This is a genomic window from Streptomyces rishiriensis (assembly GCF_003112535.1).
Taxonomy (GTDB): Bacteria; Actinomycetota; Actinomycetes; order Streptomycetales; family Streptomycetaceae; genus Streptomyces; species Streptomyces rishiriensis.
In genome coordinates this window covers 17,239-36,265 of sequence record NZ_BEWA01000029.1, presented here as the reverse complement: position 1 = coordinate 36,265, position 19,027 = coordinate 17,239, and the positions used below count along the sequence as shown (strand labels likewise).

Below are 19,027 nucleotides of genomic sequence, written 5' to 3'. Positions count from 1 at the left end.
GGCCGCCCTTCCGGCCCCCGCGCCGGGCGTCCGCCGCAGGTGTCTACCGACGGATCGCCCAGCCCCGCTCCCGCAGCGCCGTCGAGAGGACCTGCGCCGACTTCGGCTCGACCATCAGCTGCACCAGGCCCGCCTGCTGCCCCGTCGCATGCTCGATGCGGACGTCCTCGACGTTGACGCCCGCCTGCCCGGCGTCGGCGAAGATGCGGGCCAGCTGACCCGGCTGGTCGTCGATCAGCACCGCGACGACCTCGTAGGCCCGCGGAGCCGCTCCGTGCTTGCCGGGCACGCGGACCTGGCCCGCGTTGCCGCGGCGCAGAACGTCCTCGACCCCGCCGGCGCCCTCGCGCCGCTTCACGTCGTCGGAGGACTGCAGGGCGCGCAGGGCCCGGACGGTCTCCTCCAGGTCGGCGGCGACCTCGGTGAGCAGGTCGGCGACCGGTCCGGGGTTCGCCGACAGGATGTCGATCCACATCCGGGGGTCGGAGGCGGCGATCCGGGTGACGTCCCGGATGCCCTGTCCGCACAGCCGTACGGCGGCCTCCTCGGCATGCTCCAGGCGCGCGGCGACCATGCTGGAGACCAGGTGGGGCATGTGGGAGACGAGCGCCACGGCACGGTCGTGGGCGTCGGCGTCCATGACCACCGGGACGGCCCGGCAGTGCGAGACCAGCTCCAGGGCGAGGTTCAGCACCTCGGTGTCGGTGTCCCGGGTCGGCGTCAGCACCCAGGGGCGGCCCTCGAAGAGATCGCCGGTCGCGGCGAGCGGCCCCGACTTCTCCCGGCCCGACATGGGGTGCGTGCCGATGTACGCCGACAGGTCGAGGCCGAGCGCCTCCAGCTCGCGGCGCGGCCCGCCCTTGACGCTGGCCACGTCGAGGTACCCGCGGGCCACCCCCCGGCGCATCGCGTCGGCGAGCACGCCGGCCACGTGGGCCGGCGGGGCGGCGATGATCGCGAGGTCGACCGGGCCCTCGGGCTCCTCGTCGGAGCCGGCGCCCAGCGCGGCCGCCGTGCGGGCCTGTTCGCGGTCGTGGTCGGCGAGGTGGACGGCGACGCCCCGCTGGACCAGGGCCAGGGCGGCGGACGTGCCGATCAGCCCGGTTCCGATGACGAGCGCGCTCCTCACTGGGCGATGTCCTTGCGCAGGGCGGCCGCGGCTCCGAGGTAGACGTGGCTGATCTCGGCGCGCGGTCGGTCCGACTCGACGTGCGCGAGGATGCGCACGACCCGCGGCATGGCGCCCTCGATGTCCAGTTCCTGGGCGCAGATCAGCGGCACGTCGACGATGCCGAGCTTGCGCGCCGCGGCCGCCGGGAAGTCGCTGTGCAGGTCGGGCGTGGCCGTGAACCAGATGCTGATCAGGTCGTCGGCGCCGAGCGAGTTCCGCTCCAGCACGGCGGCGAGCAAGGCCCCCACCTGCTCGTCCATGTGGCCGGCCTCGTCCCGCTCGAGTTGGACGGCTCCCCGGACCGCTCGTACCGCCACGGCGCTGCTCCTCGCTGAAGTGTGCTGACGCGCTGCATTTCGCTGATGCGCTCATGCGCTGGTGTACCGATGTGCTGGTGTACCGATGTGCTGATATGCCGACGTGCCGGGCTACGGCACTTGACGCATCCAGCCTAGTCAGCCCGTGCCGGTCCGGTGCGCGCCGCCCGCGTGCCGAGACGGCGACGCACCCGTACGCCCTTTACGAAGGGTGCGGCCTGCGCTGTCATGGCACTCTGACGGCAGGACACCCGCATCGGGGAAGGCCCGGCATGAAGCGTCCAGGACCCCTGCTCACCCTTCTGGCGGGACTGGTGCTCGGCCTGTCCCTGCTGACGATCGACGCGACGACGAGCACGACGGCCCCCACCTCCCCCTACCGGGACCGGTCGCCGAGCCCCGCCCCCCTCCGCAGCACCGTCTCCCCCGCTCCCGCCCCCGCGGCCACCCCCTCCCGCCCCCCGGACGGCGACTACGCCGGACGCACCGACGACGACGCGGCGGCGGTCGCCGTCTCCGTCCGCGGCGGCAGGGCGATCGCGTACTTCTGCGACGGCCGCACCCAGGAGTCCTGGCTCAAGGGCGACGTGAACGCCGACGGCGCCCTGCGCCTCACCGGCCCGCACGGCACTCGGCTGACGGGCACGCTCCGGGACGGCGCGCGGATCGAGGGCGCGGTCGGCGTCGGCGGAGAGCGCCACGCCTTCACCGCGGACCGGGCGGAGAAGCCGTCCGGGCTGTGGCGGGCGACGGCCACCGTGCGCTCCGCCAAGATCGACGGCGGCTGGATCGTCCTGCGGGACGGCAGCCAGGTCGGCGTCCTCACCCGCGACGGCGAGCCCTCGCCCGCTCCCCGCGTCGACCCGCGGACCGGCGCGGTGACGGTCGACGGACAGCACCTCACGGCCCGCCCCGCCACCCCCTGACCCCCGTACGAGCAGGGAGCCCTCATGACCGTCGACCCGAACGCCGCCACCCGCGGCTTCCCCGAGCCCGCGCGGCGCGGCCCGCACCCGGCCCGCTATCTGGTCCCGGCACTCGTCGGCGGGGCCGTGGCGGTCGGCCTCGGCGTGTACGGCAAGGCGCACGACCCGGCCGGGACGGCGTTCGACCTGGCCGGGTTCAGCAGCACGGGCGCGGTGAAGGCCTGGCTGGCGTCGGCCGCGATGTTCTTCGCCCTCGTCCAGCTCGTCTCGGCGCTGATGCTCTACGGGAAGCTGCCCGGTCCCGTCTGGTCCGCCGCGCTGCACCGCTGGTCGGGCCGCGCCGCCTTCCTGATCGCCGTCCCGGTTGCGGTGCACTGCTTGTACGCGCTTGGGTATCAGACGTACGAAACACGCGTGATGTGGCACTCCGTCCTGGGTTGCTTCTTCTTCGGCGCATTCAGTGCCAAGATGCTGCTGCTCCGCTGGGAGCGACTCCCGGGATGGCTGCTGCCGATCGTCGGCGGACTCGTCTTCGCCGTGCTGACGGTGATCTGGCTCACCTCCGCCCTCTGGTTCTTCCGCACCTTCGGAGTGACGACATGACCCACCCCGCGACACGACGCACGGTTCTGCTGGCGACGGGCGGCGCGGCAGCGGCCCTCACGGCGGCCTGCAGCAAGTACGGCGACAGCGGCTCGTCGTCGTCCGACAAGTCGTCGAACGCCGTCGCCGGCCAGGAACTCGCGAAGACGGCCGACATCCCCGTCGGCGGCGGCAAGATCTTCGCCGACGAGAAGGTCGTCGTCACCCAGCCGACGAAGGACGACTTCAAGGCGTTCTCCGCCATCTGCACCCACCAGGGCTGCACCGTCTCCAGCATCGCCGACGGCATCATCCACTGCCCCTGCCACCAGAGCGAGTTCCGCATCACGGACGGCTCGGTGGCCGGCGGTCCCGCGCCCCGCCCCCTGCCCGCCGAGAAGATCACGGTGAAGCGCGGCTCGATCAGCCTGGCCTGAGCGCCCGCCGGGTCACCGGTCCCCCGGCCCCGGCCCCGGCCCGTCGCCGCTCCGCCCTGGGCTCACTGGTCCCACAGCGCCCCGAGCGTCATCAGTTCGCTCTGGTACTCGATCCGGTCCGCCCACTCCGTCGGCCAGGCGTCGGCTCCGGCGTACGCGCCCGCGAAGGCGCCCGCGAGACACGCGATGGAGTCGGAGTCCCCCGAGGAGCAGGCGGCCCGCCGCAGCACGGTCAGCGGCTCGTCGGGGAAGAGCAGGAAGCACAGCAGGCCGGCGGCCATGGCCTCCTCGGCGATCCATCCCGCCCCGGCCGCCAGACAGGGGTCGGCCTCGGTCGACGGGGCGCGCAGCGTCTCCTGGAGGCGCTCCAGCACGCCCAGGCACTCGTCCCAGCCGCGCGCCATGAAGTGCTCCGGGTTCGGGTCCTGGCTGCGGGTCCACAGGTCGCCGAGCCAGCGGTGGTGGTAGCGGGAGCGGTTGTCGAGGGCGTACGAGCGCAGCAGCCCGACCAGGGCGGCCGGGTCGGCGCCCTGGACGAGCAGGCGCACGGCGTGGGCGGTGAGGTCGGAGGCGGCGAGCGCGGTGGGGTGCCCGTGGGTGAGGGCGGACTGGAGCTGTGCGGCGCCGGCCCGCTGCTCGTCGCTGAGGCCGGGGACCAGGCCGATCGGGGCGACGCGCATGTTGGCGCCGCAGCCCTTGGAGCCGATCTGACTGGCGTCCTGCCACAGGCGCTTGTCGTCCTCGAGGAGGTCGCAGGCGGTCAGGCAGGTCCGGCCCGGGGCGCGGTTGTTGTCGGGTGACCGATACCAGTCCACGAACTCCTCGCGCAGCGGCCGCGCCAGCGACGTCGGCACGAGGAGCCCGCGGTCCATGGCGGTCCGCAGGGCGCGCCCCACCGCGAGGGTCATCTGCGTGTCGTCGGAGACGAGGGCGCGCTTCGGCAGTTCCATCTCCCGCCACGGCCCGCACTTGGCGAGGATCGAGGCGACGTCGTTGAACTCGGTCGGAAATCCGAGCGCGTCCCCCAGCGCGAGTCCCAGCAGGGACCCGGTGGCGCGCTTCCTCACGGTGGTCGAGGTGGTCATGCGGAACGTCCTTCCCGGGGCGGTCGCAGCAGGGGCGGGTGGAGCGCGGTGGCGGCGCCCGCGCGGTAGAGGGCGGCGGGCTTGCCCCGGCCGCCGGTCAGGCGCGCGCCGCCGGGCACGGGCTCGACGAAGCCCGGGGTGGCGAGCACCTTGCGGCGGAAGTTGGGCCGGTCGAGGCCGGTCCCCCACACGGTCTCGTAGACCTGCTGGAGCTCGCCGAGGGTGAACTCGGGCGGGCAGAAGGCGGTCGCGAGGCAGGTGTACTCGAACTTGGCGCCGACCCGGTCGTGGGCGTCGGCCAGGATCCGGTCGTGGTCGAAGGCGAGGGGCCCGACGTCGCCGTACGGCTGCCAGCGCGCCTGGAGGGCGTCGCCGCCGCCGGTGGGCTCGGGGGCGTCGGGCAGCAGGGCGGCGAAGGCGACGGAGACGACCCGCATCCGCGGGTCGCGGCCGGGCTCGCTGTAGGTGCGCAGCTGCTCCAGGTGGAGCCCGGAGACGTCCTTCAGGCCGGTCTCCTCGGCGAGTTCGCGCCGGGCCGCGGTCTCCGCGGACTCGTCCGGCAGCACGAAGCCCCCGGGCAGCGCCCAGCGGCCGGCGTAGGGCTCCTGGCCGCGCTCGACGAGCAGGACGTGCAGGGCGCCCGCGCGGAGCGTGAGGACGGCGAGGTCGACGGTGACGGCGAAGGGCTCGTAGGCGTACTTGTCGTAGCCGTACTCGTTGTAGCCGTACTCGTCATGGGCGTGCCCGTCGTGGCCCCGCATGACGAACACCCCCTTTTAATAGTCACTACGACTATAAAAAGGGGGTGTTCGCGCGCACAAGCCCTCAGGGGCTCAGAAGTTCCTAGAGGTCGACTTCCTTCATCAGCATGCCGACCTCGGTGTTGGACAGCCGGCGCAGCCAGCCCGACTTCTGGTCGCCCAGGGTGATCGGCCCGAAGGCGACGCGCACCAGCTTGTCGACCGGGAACCCGGCCTCGGCCAGCATCCGGCGCACGATGTGCTTGCGGCCCTCGTGCAGGGTCACCTCGACCAGGTAGTTCTTGCCGGTCTGCTCGACGACGCGGAAGTGGTCCGCCTTCGCGTAGCCGTCCTCCAGCTGGATGCCGTCCTTGAGCTGCTTGCCCAGGTCGCGCGGGATCGGGCCCACGATGTGCGCGAGGTAGACCTTCTTCACGCCGTACTTGGGGTGCGTCAGCCGGTGCGCGAGCTCACCGTGGTTGGTGAGCAGGATGACGCCCTCGGTCTCGGTGTCGAGCCGGCCCACGTGGAACAGCCGCGTCTCGCGGTTGGTGACGTAGTCGCCGAGGCACTGGCGGCCCTCGTTGTCCTCCATCGTGGAGACGACGCCGGCCGGCTTGTTCAGCGAGAAGAACTGGTACGACTGCGTCGCGACCGTCAGGCCGTCGACCTTGACCTCGTCCTTCTCCGGGTCGACCCGCTTGCCCTGCTCCAGGACGATCTCGCCGTTGACCTCGACGCGCGCCTGCTCGATCAGCTCCTCACAGGCCCGCCGGGAACCGTAGCCGGCGCGCGCGAGGATCTTCTGCAGCCGCTCGCCCTCCTGCTCGGCGCCCGGGAAGGTCTTGGGCAGCTTGACGTCCTTCTTGCCCGCGTAGCGCTCGCGGTTGCGCTCCTCGGCCCTCGCCTCGTACTCCCGCGAGGTCGCCGGGACGGAACGGCCGCGCCCGGTGCCCTGGCCCTGCTTGGGGCCGCCCTTGGCGCCGCCGCGCGCGGAGGCGCCCCGGCCCGACTTCGGGCCCTCATGGGTGCCGCCGGGGCCCACGTCGTAGCGGCGCTCCTCCGGGCGGGGGTTCTTCGGCCGGCCGCCCTGCTGGTCGTCGCGGGCGTTGCCGGCGCCGCGGTGACCACCGCGGCCGCCGCTGCTCCCGCCGCGACCACCGCTGTTCCCGCCGCGGCCGCCGCTGTTGCCACCACGGCTCCCGCCGTTGTTTCCGCTGCTGTTCCTGCCGCTGCTGCTTCGCATCAAATTTCCGTCTTGTCGTCTGCGTCCTCGGAATCCGGAGCGTCCGGATCGAACGACGGCACGCCCTCCTGGGTCTCGGCCTCGATCGCCGCCGCCTCCGGGAGGAAGGGCGCGAGCTCCGGGAGCTCGTCCAGACCTCGCAGGCCCATCCGCTCCAGAAAGTAGTTCGTCGTCACGTACAGGATCGCACCTGTTTCGGGTTCCGCGCCCGCCTCCTCCACCAGACCGCGCTGGAGCAGGGTGCGCATCACACCGTCACAGTTCACTCCGCGCACCGCGGAGACCCTGCTGCGGCTGACCGGCTGGCGGTAGGCGACGACCGCCAGGGTCTCCAGCGCCGCCTGGGTGAGCCGGGCCTGCTGGCCGTCCAGGACGAAGCCCTCGACGGCAGCCGCGTACTCGGGGCGGGTGTAGAAGCGCCAGCCGCCCGCGACGAGCCTGAGCTCGAAACCGCGTCCCTGCACGGTGTACTCGTCGGCCAGCTCGCGCAGCGCGTCGGCGACCTGCCGCCGGGGCCGCTGGAGGATCTTCGCGAGATGCTCCTCGGTCGCGGGCTCGTCGACGACCATCAGGACGGCCTCCAGAGCCGGCTTCAGATCCAGTGCGGCGACGGTCTCCTCGCTCACTCCCGCGTCTCCTTCCCGGGCTCCTCCGGCGGCCGGTCGAACTCGTCGGTGACCGTCGGCTGCACGTTCGCGTCCCCGCCGGTCCAGCGCACCAGGAGCTCGCCCAGCGCGGTCTCCTGGTCCAGGGCGACGGCCTTCTCGCGGTACAGCTCCAGCAGCGCGAGGAAACGTGCCACGACGGTGAGGGTGTCGTCGGTGTCCTCGACGAGCGTGCGGAAGCTGGCCTCGCCGAGCTCCCTCAGCCGGGCGACGACGATCCCGGCCTGCTCCTGCACGCTGACCAGCGGTGCGTGGATGTGGTCGACGTACACCTGCGGCTCGGCCCGGGGCTGCATGGCCTTGACCGCGAGCTTCGCGAGCCCTTCCGCGCCGATGCTGATGACCACCTCGGGCAGCAGTTCGGCGTGGTGCGCCTCCAGGCCGACGGTACGGGGATAGCGGCGGCCCTCGCTCTCCAGCCGGTGCGTGAAGATGTCGGCGATCTGTTTGTAGGCCCGGTACTGCAGCAGTCGGGCGAAGAGCAGGTCGCGGGCCTCCAGCAGCGCCAGGTCTGCCTCGTCCTCGACCTCGGCGGCGGGCAGCAGCCGGGCCGCCTTCAGATCGAGGAGGGTGGCGGCCACGACCAGGAACTCGGTCGTCTGGTCGAGGTCCCAGTCGGGGCCCATGGCCCGGATGTGGGCCATGAACTCGTCGGTGACCTTCGACAGCGCCACCTCGGTGACGTCCAGCTTGTGCTTGGAGATCAGCTGCAGGAGCAGGTCGAAGGGCCCCTCGAAGTTGGCGAGCCGCACCTTGAAGACGCCGTCGGACACCTCCCGCGACGAGGGCCCGCCGCCCTCCGCGACGACAGTCCCCGCACCCGCTTCGGCCGAACCCCGGCCCGCCGCATCCGGCCCCGGGACGTCCGGCCCCGGGACGTCAGGTCCCACGACGACCGGCCCCGCCGCATCGGATTCCCGGACGGCCGTCCCCGGCATGCCCGAGGCCGTTGCGTCCGGTTGCCGGGCGTCCGGCCGCAGGACGGCTGAGCCCGTCGCACCCGGTGCCCGGGCGTCAGGCGCCGCCGTCTCCGGCTCCGGAACGTCCGGCTCCGCCGCGTCCGGTTGCGGGGCGCAGCGCTCCGGGGCTTCCGGGCCCGTTGCGTCCGGTTGCCCGACGTGCGGCTCCGCCGTGTCCGGGTCCGCCGTGTCCAGGTCGGCCGCATCCCGTTCCGGGACCGGAACCGTGGCGTCCGGTGGCGGGGGGTTCGGGGCCGGGGCGGGCGGGTCGGGCTCCGGAGCGGCGAACGGCGCCGCTACCGGTCCGCGCCCCAGCGCGCGCCGGCGGCCGGCTGCGCCGCCGGAGGCGGATGCGGGAGCGTCGTTCGAGGTCATGGCCCTCGCAGGCTACCGCTACCGCCCGCGAAGTCGTCGTACGAGGATGCTGGCGTCCCCGCGGCTCTCCAGGTCGGCGAGGACCACGGCGACCGCTTCGCGGACGATGCGCCCCCGGTCCACGGCCAGCCCGTGCTCGCCGCGGAGCACCAGACGGGCGTGCTCCAGGTCCATGAGCTCCTCGGCGGAGACATAGACGGTGATCTTCTCGTCGTGGCGTTCGCGCCCGCTGGGCCGGCGGGCCGCGGCCCGTCCGCGCTTGCGCTGCTGGCCGTCGTCCGGGGCGCCTGCGGCAGAACCTTCCTGCGCGCCCTGACGCCGCTCCTGACGCTCTCCCGGGGCGCCCCTGGTGCGGGACTCCCCGGCGTCGGTCTGGCCGGCGTCGGCCGCCGCGTGCTCGGCGCCCTCGCCGTCACCGCCCTGCGCGGGAACGGCCTGCGGCGCGTCCTCCGCGCCGGCCGCCACCGCGTCGCTCTCGCCGGCCGGCGCCGGCACCCGGGCCTCGCCGTTGGCGGGGCGCCGGGACGCGGACGACTGAAGCGCCATTCCCCCTGTCGTACGGAAGAGTTCGTCGGCCCCCGGCAGACTCACTCGGCGTGACACCGGGCGAGCACCTCCCTGGCGAGCTGACGGTAGGCGGCGGCGCCGACGGAGTTGGAGGCGTACGTGGTGATCGGCTCACCGGCGACCGTGGTCTCCGGGAAGCGGACCGTGCGCCCGATGACCGTGTGGTAGACGTGGTCGTCGAACGCCTCGACGACCCGCGCGAGCACCTCACGGCTGTGCACGGTGCGCGAGTCGTACATGGTCGCCAGGATGCCGTCGAGCTCCAGCTCCGGGTTGAGTCGCTCCTGGACCTTCTCGATGGTCTCGGTCAGCAGCGCCACACCGCGCAGCGCGAAGAACTCGCACTCCAGCGGCACGATCACCTTGTGGGCGGCCGTGAGGGCGTTGACGGTGAGCAGACCGAGCGAGGGCTGACAGTCGATGACGATGTAGTCGTAGTCGTCCATCAACGGCTTGAGCGCACGCTGGAGCGTGGACTCGCGCGCGACCTCGGAGACCAGTTGCACCTCGGCGGCCGACAGGTCGATGTTGCTGGGCAGCAGGTCCATGTTGGGGACCGCCGTCTTGAGGAGCACCTCGTCCGCCGCCATGCCCCGCTCCATGAGCAGGTTGTAGACGGTGAGGTCGAGCTCCATCGGATTGACGCCGAGACCGACCGACAGCGCGCCCTGCGGGTCGAAGTCCACGAGCAGCACCCGCCGGCCGTACTCCGCGAGCGCGGCACCCAGGTTGATGGTCGACGTCGTCTTGCCCACGCCGCCCTTCTGGTTGCACATCGCGATGATCTTCGCGGGGCCGTGCTCGGTCAGCGGGCCCGGGATCGGGAAGTACGGCAGCGGGCGTCCGGTCGGACCGACGCGCTCACGGCGCTGTCGGGCCGCGTCGGGCGCGAGCGTGGCCGCGTATTCCGGGTCCGGCTCGTACTCGGCATCGGGATCGTAGAAGTGCCCGTCGGGCAGTTCGTCGTAGTCGGCGAAGTGGTTGTGGGGCGCGCCACTTCCGTCGCCGGCCATGGCGTTCACGTGATGGCCATCCATGCTCTGGTGTGCTGACAGAGCCATATGGGGGCTGCGCTGGCTCTGGTGGGCTGCGAAGGTTCGGACTGCGACGGAGCCGACAGCCTGGGGCCCCGCGGAACCCGGGTCCCGCGTAGGCATTCCTGGTTGACCACCCCCGGGAGCAAATGTCGACTCATTCACAAGTCGTCTTACCTCCTTGGTGACCAGGAAACTTCTAGACAAGGTCAGCGTGGCACCATGCCGACGGTTGGCGACTCTATGGCGTGTCGGGCGTCCGCAGCAACACAATCCGCCGGACCCGGCCCGATGTGTCGGCAATGAAACATCCCTCTGTCAAGGGCGTACGGCCGTCGCACGGCAGGTTTCACCGGTGTGCGAATCGGTCGAAGAGTTACGTTCGAGGCGAGTTGGCCGAGAGCCGCAAAGTGACCATACACACATCCGGCCGGACCTTGTCGGGCAAGGTCCGGCCAGGTGGGCACGGTTGACGCGCCTTGTTGACGTATCGCCTTTACGAAAAGGTGACTTGGCTTCCCGGGGTCGCCGGGAGCCCTCCGGCTCAGCCGAGCAGGGACTCCAGCTCCACGTGCTCCAGCCCGTGCGCCTCGGCGACCTCGCGGTAAACGACCTTGCCGTCATGGGTGTTGAGACCCTTGGCCAGGGCCGGATCGCGGCGCAGCGCCTCCACCCAGCCCTTGTCCGCCAGTTCGACGATGTAGGGCAGCGTGGCGTTGGTCAGCGCGTAGGTGGAGGTGTTGGGGACCGCGCCGGGCATGTTGGCGACGCAGTAGAACACCGAGTCGTGGACCGGGAAGGTCGGCTCGGCGTGCGTGGTCGGGCGGGAGTCCTCGAAGCAGCCGCCCTGGTCGATGGCGATGTCGACAAGGACACTTCCGGGCTTCATCCGGGACACCAGCTCGTTGGTGACCAGCTTCGGGGCCTTGGCGCCGGGGATGAGCACGGCGCCGATGACGAGGTCGGCCTCCAGGCAGGCCTTCTCCAGCTCGAAGGCGTTGGAGACGACCGTCTGGATCTTCGTGCCGAAGACCTTGTCGGCCTCCTTGAGCTTGTTGATGTCCTTGTCGAGCAGGGTCACGTGGAAGCCCATGCCGATGGCGATCTGCGCCGCGTTCCAGCCGGAGACGCCGCCGCCGATGACGACCGCCTTGGCGGCCAGCACGCCCGGGACGCCGCCGGGCAGCACACCGCGGCCGCCGTTGGCGCGCATCAGGTGATAGGCGCCGACCTGGGGGGCCAGCCGGCCCGCGACCTCGGACATCGGGGCGAGCAGCGGCAGCGCGCGGTTCGGGAGCTCGACGGTCTCGTAGGCGATCGCGGTGGTGCCCGACTCGACGAGGGCGTCGGTGCACTCCTTGGACGCCGCCAGGTGCAGGTACGTGAAGAGCGTCTGGTCCTTGCGCAGGCGGTGGTACTCCTCGGCGATGGGCTCCTTGACCTTCAGCAGCAGGTCGGCCGTGGCCCACACCTCGTCGGCGGTCTCCAGGATCTGCGCACCGGCGGCCACGTACTCGTCGTCCGTGATGGACGAGCCGAGACCGGCGCCTCGTTCGACGACGACCTGGTGGCCGTGGCGCACGAGCTCGTGCACACCGGCGGGGGTGATGGCCACCCGGAACTCGTTGTTCTTGACCTCGCGGGGGATGCCGACCTTCACGTCGATCACGGTCCTTGGCTCAGAGGGTGTGGGGGCACAGCGAAGACATTCCCGGAGGTACAGGGCACACCGGGACGCACCGCAGGAGAACGTGCGGCAGAGCCAGTCTAATGAAGGTGTTCCCGCTGTCTAGCCTTTCATTGCATCAACCTTCAGCGGATGCACTGCGGATTTCGCAGGTGTTAGCGGCGTGTTCCGGCTGTTCGGGCCCCGTATCGCCGTCCGCGGGCTCCTCTTCCAGGATGCGCTCGGCCTCGCCCCGGTGCAGGCGGGCCGCCGCCGGGTCGCCCAGGCGGTCCAGGGTGTCGGCCAGTCTCAGCTGCACCGCGGCCCGCAGCCGGGTGTCCCCGGCGCGCCCGGCCCACTCCACCGCCTCCCGGCAGGTGCGCAGCGACTCCTCGGGGCGGCCCGCGTACTCCTGGACCCGGGCCAGCTCGCTCAACGCCCTTGCGTGCGCCGCCACATCGGCGTTCTTGCGGTGCCCCGCGGCGGCGGCCCGCCAGGCCCGCTGGGCCTCTCCGTAGCGCCCGGCGTAGGTGTGCGCGGTGGCGATGCGGCCGTACAGGCGGGCGGCGTCCGCCCGCTCGTCGCGGGCCAGGCGCTGGGCGAGGGCGCGGCCGAACCAGTCGGCGGCCCGCTCGTAGTCCCCGAGCTCCAGGTGGGCGCCGCCTACGGATTCCATCGCGCGGCCGATCGCGTACGGGTCGTTCGCCTCGCGTCCGGCGTCCAGCGCGGCCCGGTAGCGCGCCAGGGCCTCCGCGGTGCGGCCCGTCCGGGCGTCGACGTCGGCCAGGTTCAGCAGGGCCGCGGCCTTCTCCCGGGGCAGCCCGCGGCGCTCGGCCACGTCCAGGACGAGCTGGTGGACCCCGTACAGGTCCGGGGCGGCCGCCTGGGTGCCCACGTGCGCGACCATCGCCCGCACCAGCTGGGACATCAGCCGGCGGGCGAGGGTGTCCAGCTCCCCGTCCGCGACGGCGAGGCGGGCCGAGGCCAGCAGGGCGGGCCGGCGCACGCTCAGCCAGTCGGCGGCCGCGCGCGGGGTGGGGAAGCGCAGGGCGCGGGGCATGCCCTGGAGCTTCTCGCGGGCCTGGGGGCTGTCGGTCTCGGTGATGGCCCGGCAGGACTGCAGCAGCCGTACCGTGCGCTCCAGCATGCGGGCGCGGGCCAGCTGGAGCTCGGCCGGGCGGTCGTGGGTCTCGGCGGCGGCGCGCAGCAGGGGGTGCAGACAGCCGGGGATCTCGTACTGGGGCAGCGGGGACTCCACGGACCGCAGCAGCCCGAGTGCGGTGAGGTCGTCCAGAGTGGTGCGGGCCGTGCCCACCGAGCAGCCGGCCAGCGCGGAGGCGGTGTGCGGGTCGACGAGGCCGGCCGGGGCGAGGCACAGCAGTCGCAGCACCCGGGCGGCGGGGGCGGGCAGCGCGGCGTGCACGAGCCCGAACACCCGGCTGAGCGGCGAGCCCTCGTCGCTCTCCGCGTGGAGCTGCCTCGCGAGGTCGGCGACGGCGGCCTGCGGGCGGGCGGCGAGCCAGCCTCCCGCCAGCGTCAGGGCGGCGGGCTCGCCCTGGCAGGCCTCCACCAGCCCCTCGGCGGAGAGCGGGTCGACGGTGATGCGGACCGAGCCCGTGTACCGGGTCAGCAGTTCGAGGGCGGATTTGGTGTCCAGGCCGCCCAGGGTGCAGGGGCGGACGTCCGCGATGCCGGTGAGGGGCCCCGAGGAGACGGCGACGAGCAGGCACTGCGGGGCGTCGGGAAGCAGTGCGTCCACCTGTTCGGCGCCGGTGGCGTCGTCGAGCAGGAGCAGCACCCGCCGCTCGACGAGGGACGCGCGCAGCAGGGCCGCCAGGTCGTCCTCGTCGGCGCCGGCGGGAGCCGGCACGTCCAAGGCGGCGAGCAGCTCACGGGCGGCGCGCTCCACCGGCACGGGCGTGCCGTCGGGCTCGGCGAGACGGGCGCGCAGCACGCCGTCCGGATAGCGGTCGGCGACCTGCCGGACGAGTTCCTCGGCGAGCGCGGTCCGTCCGGAGCCGGGCCGGCCGGCGATCAGGAGCACGCGCGCGCGAGGGGCCTTCCGGCCGGAGATGGTGTCCAGCCCCGCGCGCTCGATGTCGGCGCGCAGTTCCTTCAACTCCCGGGTGCGGCCCAGGAAATGGCCCTCTGGCGCAGCGTGTCCGGACAGCTGCACGCCGCCTGTGTCCACTGCCTGATCCGTCACGGGCCACACTCCCGTCCCACCGCGCACGCAACCCGCCCGGGACTCCGGATCGGGTGATTCCAGAGCCTAGTTCACGCTCTGCGACGTTCCGGGAGGAGCACGGCGGCGCGCGGCCGGGACTCCCCCGATCGGATCAGCCGATCGTCACACCGCGAGCGGCCCGGAGGGGCCGCGAAGCCGGGCCGACGCGGACGACGGCGGGCTCACGGGACGGTGACCGGTGACCGGCGAGGCGCTCCGGGCGACCGGTGGATTCAGGCCTGTGCGGGGTGACGCGGTGCGGGTGATTTCAGGCCTGCGAGCGAGCACGGGGAACGGGTGATTCAGGCCGGTGAGCCCGAGCGAGGAACGGGCGCACACCGGTCGGTGACGGGTGAGGGACGAGCGGCTGGTTCAGGCCTCGAACGGACGGGCCGGCCAGGGCGCCTCCGCCGGCCGCAGGGCGTCCACGCCCTCCCCGCCGCGGGCGGCCACCAGCGACAGCACGCCGACCACGAGGCAGTTGTTGTGCACGTCGCCCGCGAGGATCGCCCGGACCAGGTCGGCGACCGGCACGCGCGCGTGCTCCATGTCGGCTTCCTCCTCCTCCACCGCGAAGCGCTGGCCGTCGGCCTCCGACAGCCCCCGGGCCAGGAAGATCCGCACGGACTCGTCACAGCCACCGGGCGTCGTGTACACGTCGGTGAGAACGCGCCAGTCCTCGGCCTTGACGTGCGCCTCCTCGTACAGCTCGCGCCGGGCCGCGTGCAGCGGGTTCTCGCCGGGCACGTCGAGCAGACCGGCCGGGATCTCCCACAGCTTGTGCCGCACGGGGTGGCGGTACTGCTTGATCACCAGCACACGGTCCTCGTCGTCGAGGGCGAGGACCGCCACGGAGCCGGGATGGACCTGGTAGTCCCGGCCGACCACCGAGCCGTCGGGCATGACCACCTCATCGGTGCGCACCGAGGTCTTGTTGCCCACGAAGGGGGTCTGGGTGGCCCGGATCTCCCACGTCTGAGGAGTGTCCTTGATCGTCATGCCTTGCGTCCTTCCACCGTGCCACCTGCGCAAACGAAACCGGGGCGCAAACCCTTGAAGGTTCGCACCCCGGCCACCGTACAACTGGTGTGTTACTTCGAAGTCTGCCCCTCGGCGACCTTCCGCTCGACCGCCGCCTTCACCAGGCCGGCGAACAGCGGGTGCGGACGCGTGGGCCGCGACCGCAGCTCCGGGTGCGCCTGCGTGGCCACCAGGTAGGGGTGGACGTCACGCGGGTACTCCACGTACTCGACGAGCTTGCCGTCCGGCGAGGTGCCCGAGAACAGGATGCCCGCCTTCTTCTCCAGCTCGGCGCGGTAGGCGTTGTTCACCTCGTAGCGGTGCCGGTGCCGCTCCTCGACGTACTCCTTGCCGTCGTACACCTCACGGACGATGGAGCCCTCCGCCAGCTTGGCCGGGTACATGCCCAGCCGCATCGTGCCGCCCATGTCGCCCTCGCCGGCCACGATGTCGAGCTGCTCGGCCATCGTGGAGATGACCGGGTGCCCGGTGGCCGGGTCGAACTCGGTGGAGTTGGCGTCGCCGATGTCGGCGAGGTTGCGCGCGGCCTCGATCACGATGCACTGCAGGCCCAGGCACAGGCCCAGCAGCGGGATCCGGTTCTCGCGGGCGTAGCGGATCGCGCCGACCTTGCCGAGCACGCCGCGGTCGCCGAAGCCGCCTGGGATGCAGATTCCGTCGACGTCCTCGAGCTGCGCCCTGGCGCCGGCCGGGGTCTTGCAGTCGTCCGAGGTGACCCACTTGATCTTCACGCGGGCCTTGTTGGCGAAGCCGCCGGCGCGCAGCGCCTCGGTGACCGAGAGATAGGCGTCGGGCAGGTCGATGTACTTGCCGACCAGGGCGAGGGTGATCTCGTGGGCGGGGTTGTGGACGCGGTCGAGCAGGTCGTCCCACGTCGTCCAGTCCACGTCGCGGAAGGGCAGGTCCAGCTTGCGGACGACATAGGCGTCCAGACCCTCGCGGTGCACGGTCTTCGGGATGTCGTAGATCGAGCGCGCGTCGGGACAGGCCACCACCGCGTCCTCGTCGACGTCGCACATCAGCGAGATCTTGCGCTTGATCGCCGTCGGCACCTCGCGGTCGCAGCGCAGCACGATCGCGTCCGGCTGAATGCCGATGTTGCGAAGCGCCGCGACGGAGTGCTGGGTCGGCTTGGTCTTCAGCTCGCCGGAGGGGCCGATGTACGGCAGGAGCGAGATGTGCACCACGAAGACGTTGTCCCGGCCGACCTCGTGCCGGACCTGGCGGACCGTCTCCAGGAACGGCAGCGACTCGATGTCGCCGACGGTGCCGCCGACCTCGGTGATCACGACGTCGACCTCGTCCGTCGCCATGCGGCGGATGCGGTGCTTGATCTCGTTGGTGATGTGCGGGATGACCTGGACGGTGTCGCCGAGGTACTCGCCGCGCCGCTCCTTGGCGATCACCGTGTTGTAGACCTGGCCGGTGGTGACGTTGGCGGAGCCGTCGAGGTCGCGGTCGAGGAAGCGCTCGTAGTGGCCGATGTCCAGGTCGGTCTCGGCGCCGTCGTTGGTGACGAACACCTCACCGTGCTGGAAGGGGTTCATCGTGCCCGGGTCGACGTTCAGGTACGGGTCGAGCTTCTGCATCACGACGCGCAGTCCCCGCGCCTTGAGCAGCATGCCGAGGCTGGAGGCCGTCAGACCCTTGCCGAGCGAGGAGGCGACACCCCCGGTGACGAAGATGTGCTTGGTCGTCGTGGATTTGGGCGTCATGGCCAAGAGGGGGCTCCCGTGGTCGCGATTGGGGTGTGCGGTTCGGGGGCTTCGAGACCACCGGTCCACGGGCTACCAGGGTATCAGCGCCTCGGAGGGATGGCTTCCGGCCACGCTCCGCGCACGGCCCGACACGGGAGGCCGTCCCGCACCGGTTTCTCACCCGTTGCTCACCCGTTCGGCCCACCCGCGTTGCCGCGAGCGGCACGCAGATCATCTACGTGCGTCGTATCCTGCTCGGACACTCACTGCCGAGCCCGGTCGGCAAGACGGCACACCCCAGCCCGTCCCCCACCGGAACAACGAGAGCTCGTCAGTTCGTTGAGCAATAATCGGCGTTTTGCCCTGAGGGCCGAGCGGCTGCTTTGCTTCAGCGCTCAACGACGCATTACAAACGACCCCTTGACCGCACTAGCGACAGCCCCCGTGTCCCATGGGGGTGACGTGGCCGTTCGACTGGAGTTGCACGTGGCCGGGCGCATCGAAGACTACGCACTCATCGGAGACATGCAGACCGCCGCCTTGGTCTGCCGTGACGGGACAGTGGACTGGCTGTGCCTGCCCCGCTTCGACTCGCACGCGATCTTCGCCGGTCTGCTCGGCACGGAGGAACACGGGTTCTGGCGCCTCGGTCCGGCGCACGCCTCCGACGCGCCGCCGCCACGTGCGGCCCGGCGCACCTACCGCGGCGACTCGCTGATCCTGGAGTCCGAGTGGGACACCCCGCGCGGCACCGTCCGGGTGACCGATTTCATGCCTCCCCGCGACGGCGCGCCCCAGCTGATCCGGATCGTCGAGGGCGTCTCGGGCCGGGTCCCGATGCGCTCGACCCTGCGGATGCGGTTCTCCTACGGCCGGGTGGTGCCGTGGGTGCACAAGCACGAGGGCCGCACGGTGGCCGTGGCGGGCCCGGACTCGGTGTGGTTCGACACCGACTGCGAGACCTACGGCAAGTCGCTGACCACCTACGCCGACTTCACGGTCGCGCCCGGCGACCGGATCGCGTTCACGATCTCGTGGGAGCCCTCGCACAAGCAGCCGCCGCCGCTGCCGGAGCCGGAGCAGTCCCTGGAGGCGACCGAGGAGTTCTGGCGCGAGTGGGTCGAGCACTGTACGTACCACGGCCCCTACCGTGAGGCGGTGATCCGCTCCCTGATCACGCTCAAGGCGCTGACGTACGGCCCGACCGGCGGCATCGTCGCCGCCCCCACCACGTCCCTGCCGGAGGACATCGGCGGCGTCCGCAACTGGGACTACCGCTACACGTGGCTGCGCGACGCGGCCATCACCCTGTCCTCGCTGCTGCGCACCGGCTACCGCGAGGAGGCCCGCGCCTGGCGCGAGTGGCTGCTGCGCGCGGTCGCCGGCGACCCCGAGAACCTGCAGATCATGTACGGCATCGCGGGCGAGCGCGAGCTCGGCGAGGCCGAGCTCGACTGGCTGCCCGGCTACGAGAACTCCGGCCCGGTCCGGGTGGGCAACGGCGCCGCGCACCAGCTCCAGCTGGACGTCTACGGCGAGGTCACCGAGGCCCTGCACCTGGGCCACATGACCGGCCTGGCCCGCAACGACTACGCCTCCCTGCTCCAGCTCAAACTGATCCGCTACCTGGAGCAGCACTGGGACGAGCCCGACGAGGGCATCTGGGAGGTGCGCGGCCCGCGCCGCCACTTCGTGCACTCCAAGGTCATGGCGTGGGTCGCGGTCGACCGCACCATCAAGCTGATCGAGTCCGGCGACGCCGACGGTCCGCTGGACAAGTGGCGCGAGCTGCGCGACGACATCCACCGGGACGTGTGCGAAAAGGGTTACGACAAGGAGCGCAACACCTTCACCCAGTCCTACGGCTCCAAGGAGCTGGACGCGTCGCTGCTGCTCATCCCGCAGATGGGCTTCCTGCCCCCGGACGACAAGCGGGTGATCGGCACCATCGAGGCGATCCAGCGCGAGCTGTCCACCCCGGACGGCTTCATCCTGCGCTACCCGACCTCGGGCGGCGACGAGGGCGTGGACGGCCTCCCGGGCGACGAGGGCGCGTTCCTGGCCTGCTCGTTCTGGATGGCGGACGACCTCGCGATGATCGGCCGGGTGGACGAGGCGCGCAAGCTCTTCGAGAAGCTGCTCTCCCTGCGCAACGACCTCGGTCTGCTGGCCGAGGAGTGGGACCCGCGCCTGCAGCGCCAGGTCGGCAACTTCCCGCAGGCTTTCAGCCACGTCCCGCTGATCGACACGGCGCTGCGGCTGACGGCGTCGGGGGCGTACGGGGGCTGAGCC

17 protein-coding genes are annotated in these 19,027 nt (G+C 72.0%); 4 read left to right on the top strand and 13 right to left on the bottom strand.

Annotated elements, in window-relative coordinates:
- Positions 1 to 43: 43 nt before the first annotated feature.
- Positions 44 to 1,129, bottom strand: coding sequence for a prephenate dehydrogenase (locus tag Sri02f_RS37150; RefSeq protein ID WP_109005724.1), 1,086 nt, complete (start codon positions 1,127 to 1,129; stop codon positions 44 to 46).
- Entirely contained in the window at positions 1,126 to 1,488 is a 363-nt protein-coding gene (gene aroH, locus Sri02f_RS37145) for a chorismate mutase (protein WP_109005723.1), read from the bottom strand. The genes Sri02f_RS37150 and aroH overlap by 4 nt, the downstream gene beginning before the upstream one ends.
- 272 nt (positions 1,489 to 1,760) lie before the next feature.
- Between aroH and Sri02f_RS37140 the strand changes: the two genes are divergently transcribed.
- Genes Sri02f_RS37140 through Sri02f_RS37130 form a run of 3 tightly spaced genes read left to right on the top strand, consistent with a single transcriptional unit; the run spans position 1,761 to position 3,433 of the window.
- Positions 1,761 to 2,414 (top strand): hypothetical protein, encoded by a 654-nt coding sequence (locus tag Sri02f_RS37140; protein ID WP_109005722.1) that lies wholly within the window; start codon positions 1,761 to 1,763, stop codon positions 2,412 to 2,414.
- 24 nt (positions 2,415 to 2,438) lie between these two features.
- Positions 2,439 to 3,017: a DUF6529 family protein gene (locus Sri02f_RS37135; protein WP_109005721.1), complete on the top strand. Its 579-nt coding sequence runs from the start codon at positions 2,439 to 2,441 to the stop codon at positions 3,015 to 3,017.
- The gene (locus Sri02f_RS37130) at positions 3,014 to 3,433 is read left to right on the top strand and encodes a Rieske (2Fe-2S) protein (RefSeq protein WP_109005720.1); all 420 of its coding nucleotides are present in this window, start codon (positions 3,014 to 3,016) and stop codon (positions 3,431 to 3,433) included. The genes Sri02f_RS37135 and Sri02f_RS37130 overlap by 4 nt, the downstream gene beginning before the upstream one ends.
- A gap of 62 nt (positions 3,434 to 3,495) precedes the next feature.
- Here Sri02f_RS37130 and Sri02f_RS37125 read toward each other — a convergent pair whose 3' ends face one another.
- The 11 genes from Sri02f_RS37125 to pyrG form a co-directional block, all read right to left on the bottom strand.
- Positions 3,496 to 4,518, bottom strand: a complete 1,023-nt coding sequence (locus Sri02f_RS37125) for an ADP-ribosylglycohydrolase family protein (RefSeq protein ID WP_109005719.1) — start codon at positions 4,516 to 4,518, stop codon at positions 3,496 to 3,498.
- A complete protein-coding gene (locus Sri02f_RS37120) occupies positions 4,515 to 5,279 on the bottom strand; it encodes an NUDIX hydrolase (RefSeq protein ID WP_109005752.1) in 765 nt (254 codons plus the stop codon). The genes Sri02f_RS37125 and Sri02f_RS37120 overlap by 4 nt, the downstream gene beginning before the upstream one ends.
- 82 nt (positions 5,280 to 5,361) lie before the next feature.
- Entirely contained in the window at positions 5,362 to 6,504 is a 1,143-nt protein-coding gene (locus Sri02f_RS37115) for a pseudouridine synthase (RefSeq protein ID WP_109005718.1), read from the bottom strand.
- A complete protein-coding gene (gene scpB, locus Sri02f_RS37110; RefSeq protein WP_245970962.1) occupies positions 6,504 to 7,073 on the bottom strand; it encodes an SMC-Scp complex subunit ScpB in 570 nt (189 codons plus the stop codon). Before scpB ends, Sri02f_RS37115 begins: the two co-directional genes overlap by 1 nt.
- A gap of 53 nt (positions 7,074 to 7,126) precedes the next feature.
- Complete coding sequence (locus tag Sri02f_RS37105; protein ID WP_373865165.1) at positions 7,127 to 8,443, bottom strand: segregation and condensation protein A; 1,317 nt, start codon at positions 8,441 to 8,443, stop codon at positions 7,127 to 7,129.
- A gap of 78 nt (positions 8,444 to 8,521) precedes the next feature.
- The gene (locus Sri02f_RS37100) at positions 8,522 to 9,106 is read right to left on the bottom strand and encodes a hypothetical protein (protein ID WP_109005715.1); all 585 of its coding nucleotides are present in this window, start codon (positions 9,104 to 9,106) and stop codon (positions 8,522 to 8,524) included.
- Positions 9,091 to 10,227, bottom strand: coding sequence for a ParA family protein (locus Sri02f_RS37095; RefSeq protein WP_167467693.1), 1,137 nt, complete (start codon positions 10,225 to 10,227; stop codon positions 9,091 to 9,093). Before Sri02f_RS37095 ends, Sri02f_RS37100 begins: the two co-directional genes overlap by 16 nt.
- 421 nt (positions 10,228 to 10,648) lie before the next feature.
- The gene (gene ald / locus Sri02f_RS37090; protein ID WP_109005713.1) at positions 10,649 to 11,773 is read right to left on the bottom strand and encodes an alanine dehydrogenase; all 1,125 of its coding nucleotides are present in this window, start codon (positions 11,771 to 11,773) and stop codon (positions 10,649 to 10,651) included.
- Between the two features lie 136 nt (positions 11,774 to 11,909).
- Positions 11,910 to 13,976, bottom strand: coding sequence for a tetratricopeptide repeat protein (locus tag Sri02f_RS37085; RefSeq protein ID WP_109005712.1), 2,067 nt, complete (start codon positions 13,974 to 13,976; stop codon positions 11,910 to 11,912).
- Between the two features lie 393 nt (positions 13,977 to 14,369).
- On the bottom strand, positions 14,370 to 14,996 hold the full coding sequence (locus Sri02f_RS37080; protein ID WP_109005711.1) for an NUDIX domain-containing protein: 627 nt from the start codon (positions 14,994 to 14,996) through the stop codon (positions 14,370 to 14,372).
- Between the two features lie 92 nt (positions 14,997 to 15,088).
- Positions 15,089 to 16,753, bottom strand: a complete 1,665-nt coding sequence (gene pyrG / locus Sri02f_RS37075; RefSeq protein WP_109005710.1) for a CTP synthase — start codon at positions 16,751 to 16,753, stop codon at positions 15,089 to 15,091.
- 468 nt (positions 16,754 to 17,221) lie between these two features.
- On the opposite strand from pyrG, the gene Sri02f_RS37070 reads away from it, so the two are divergent.
- On the top strand, positions 17,222 to 19,024 hold the full coding sequence (locus Sri02f_RS37070) for a glycoside hydrolase family 15 protein (protein WP_109005709.1): 1,803 nt from the start codon (positions 17,222 to 17,224) through the stop codon (positions 19,022 to 19,024).
- The last annotated feature ends 3 nt before the right edge of the window (positions 19,025 to 19,027 follow it).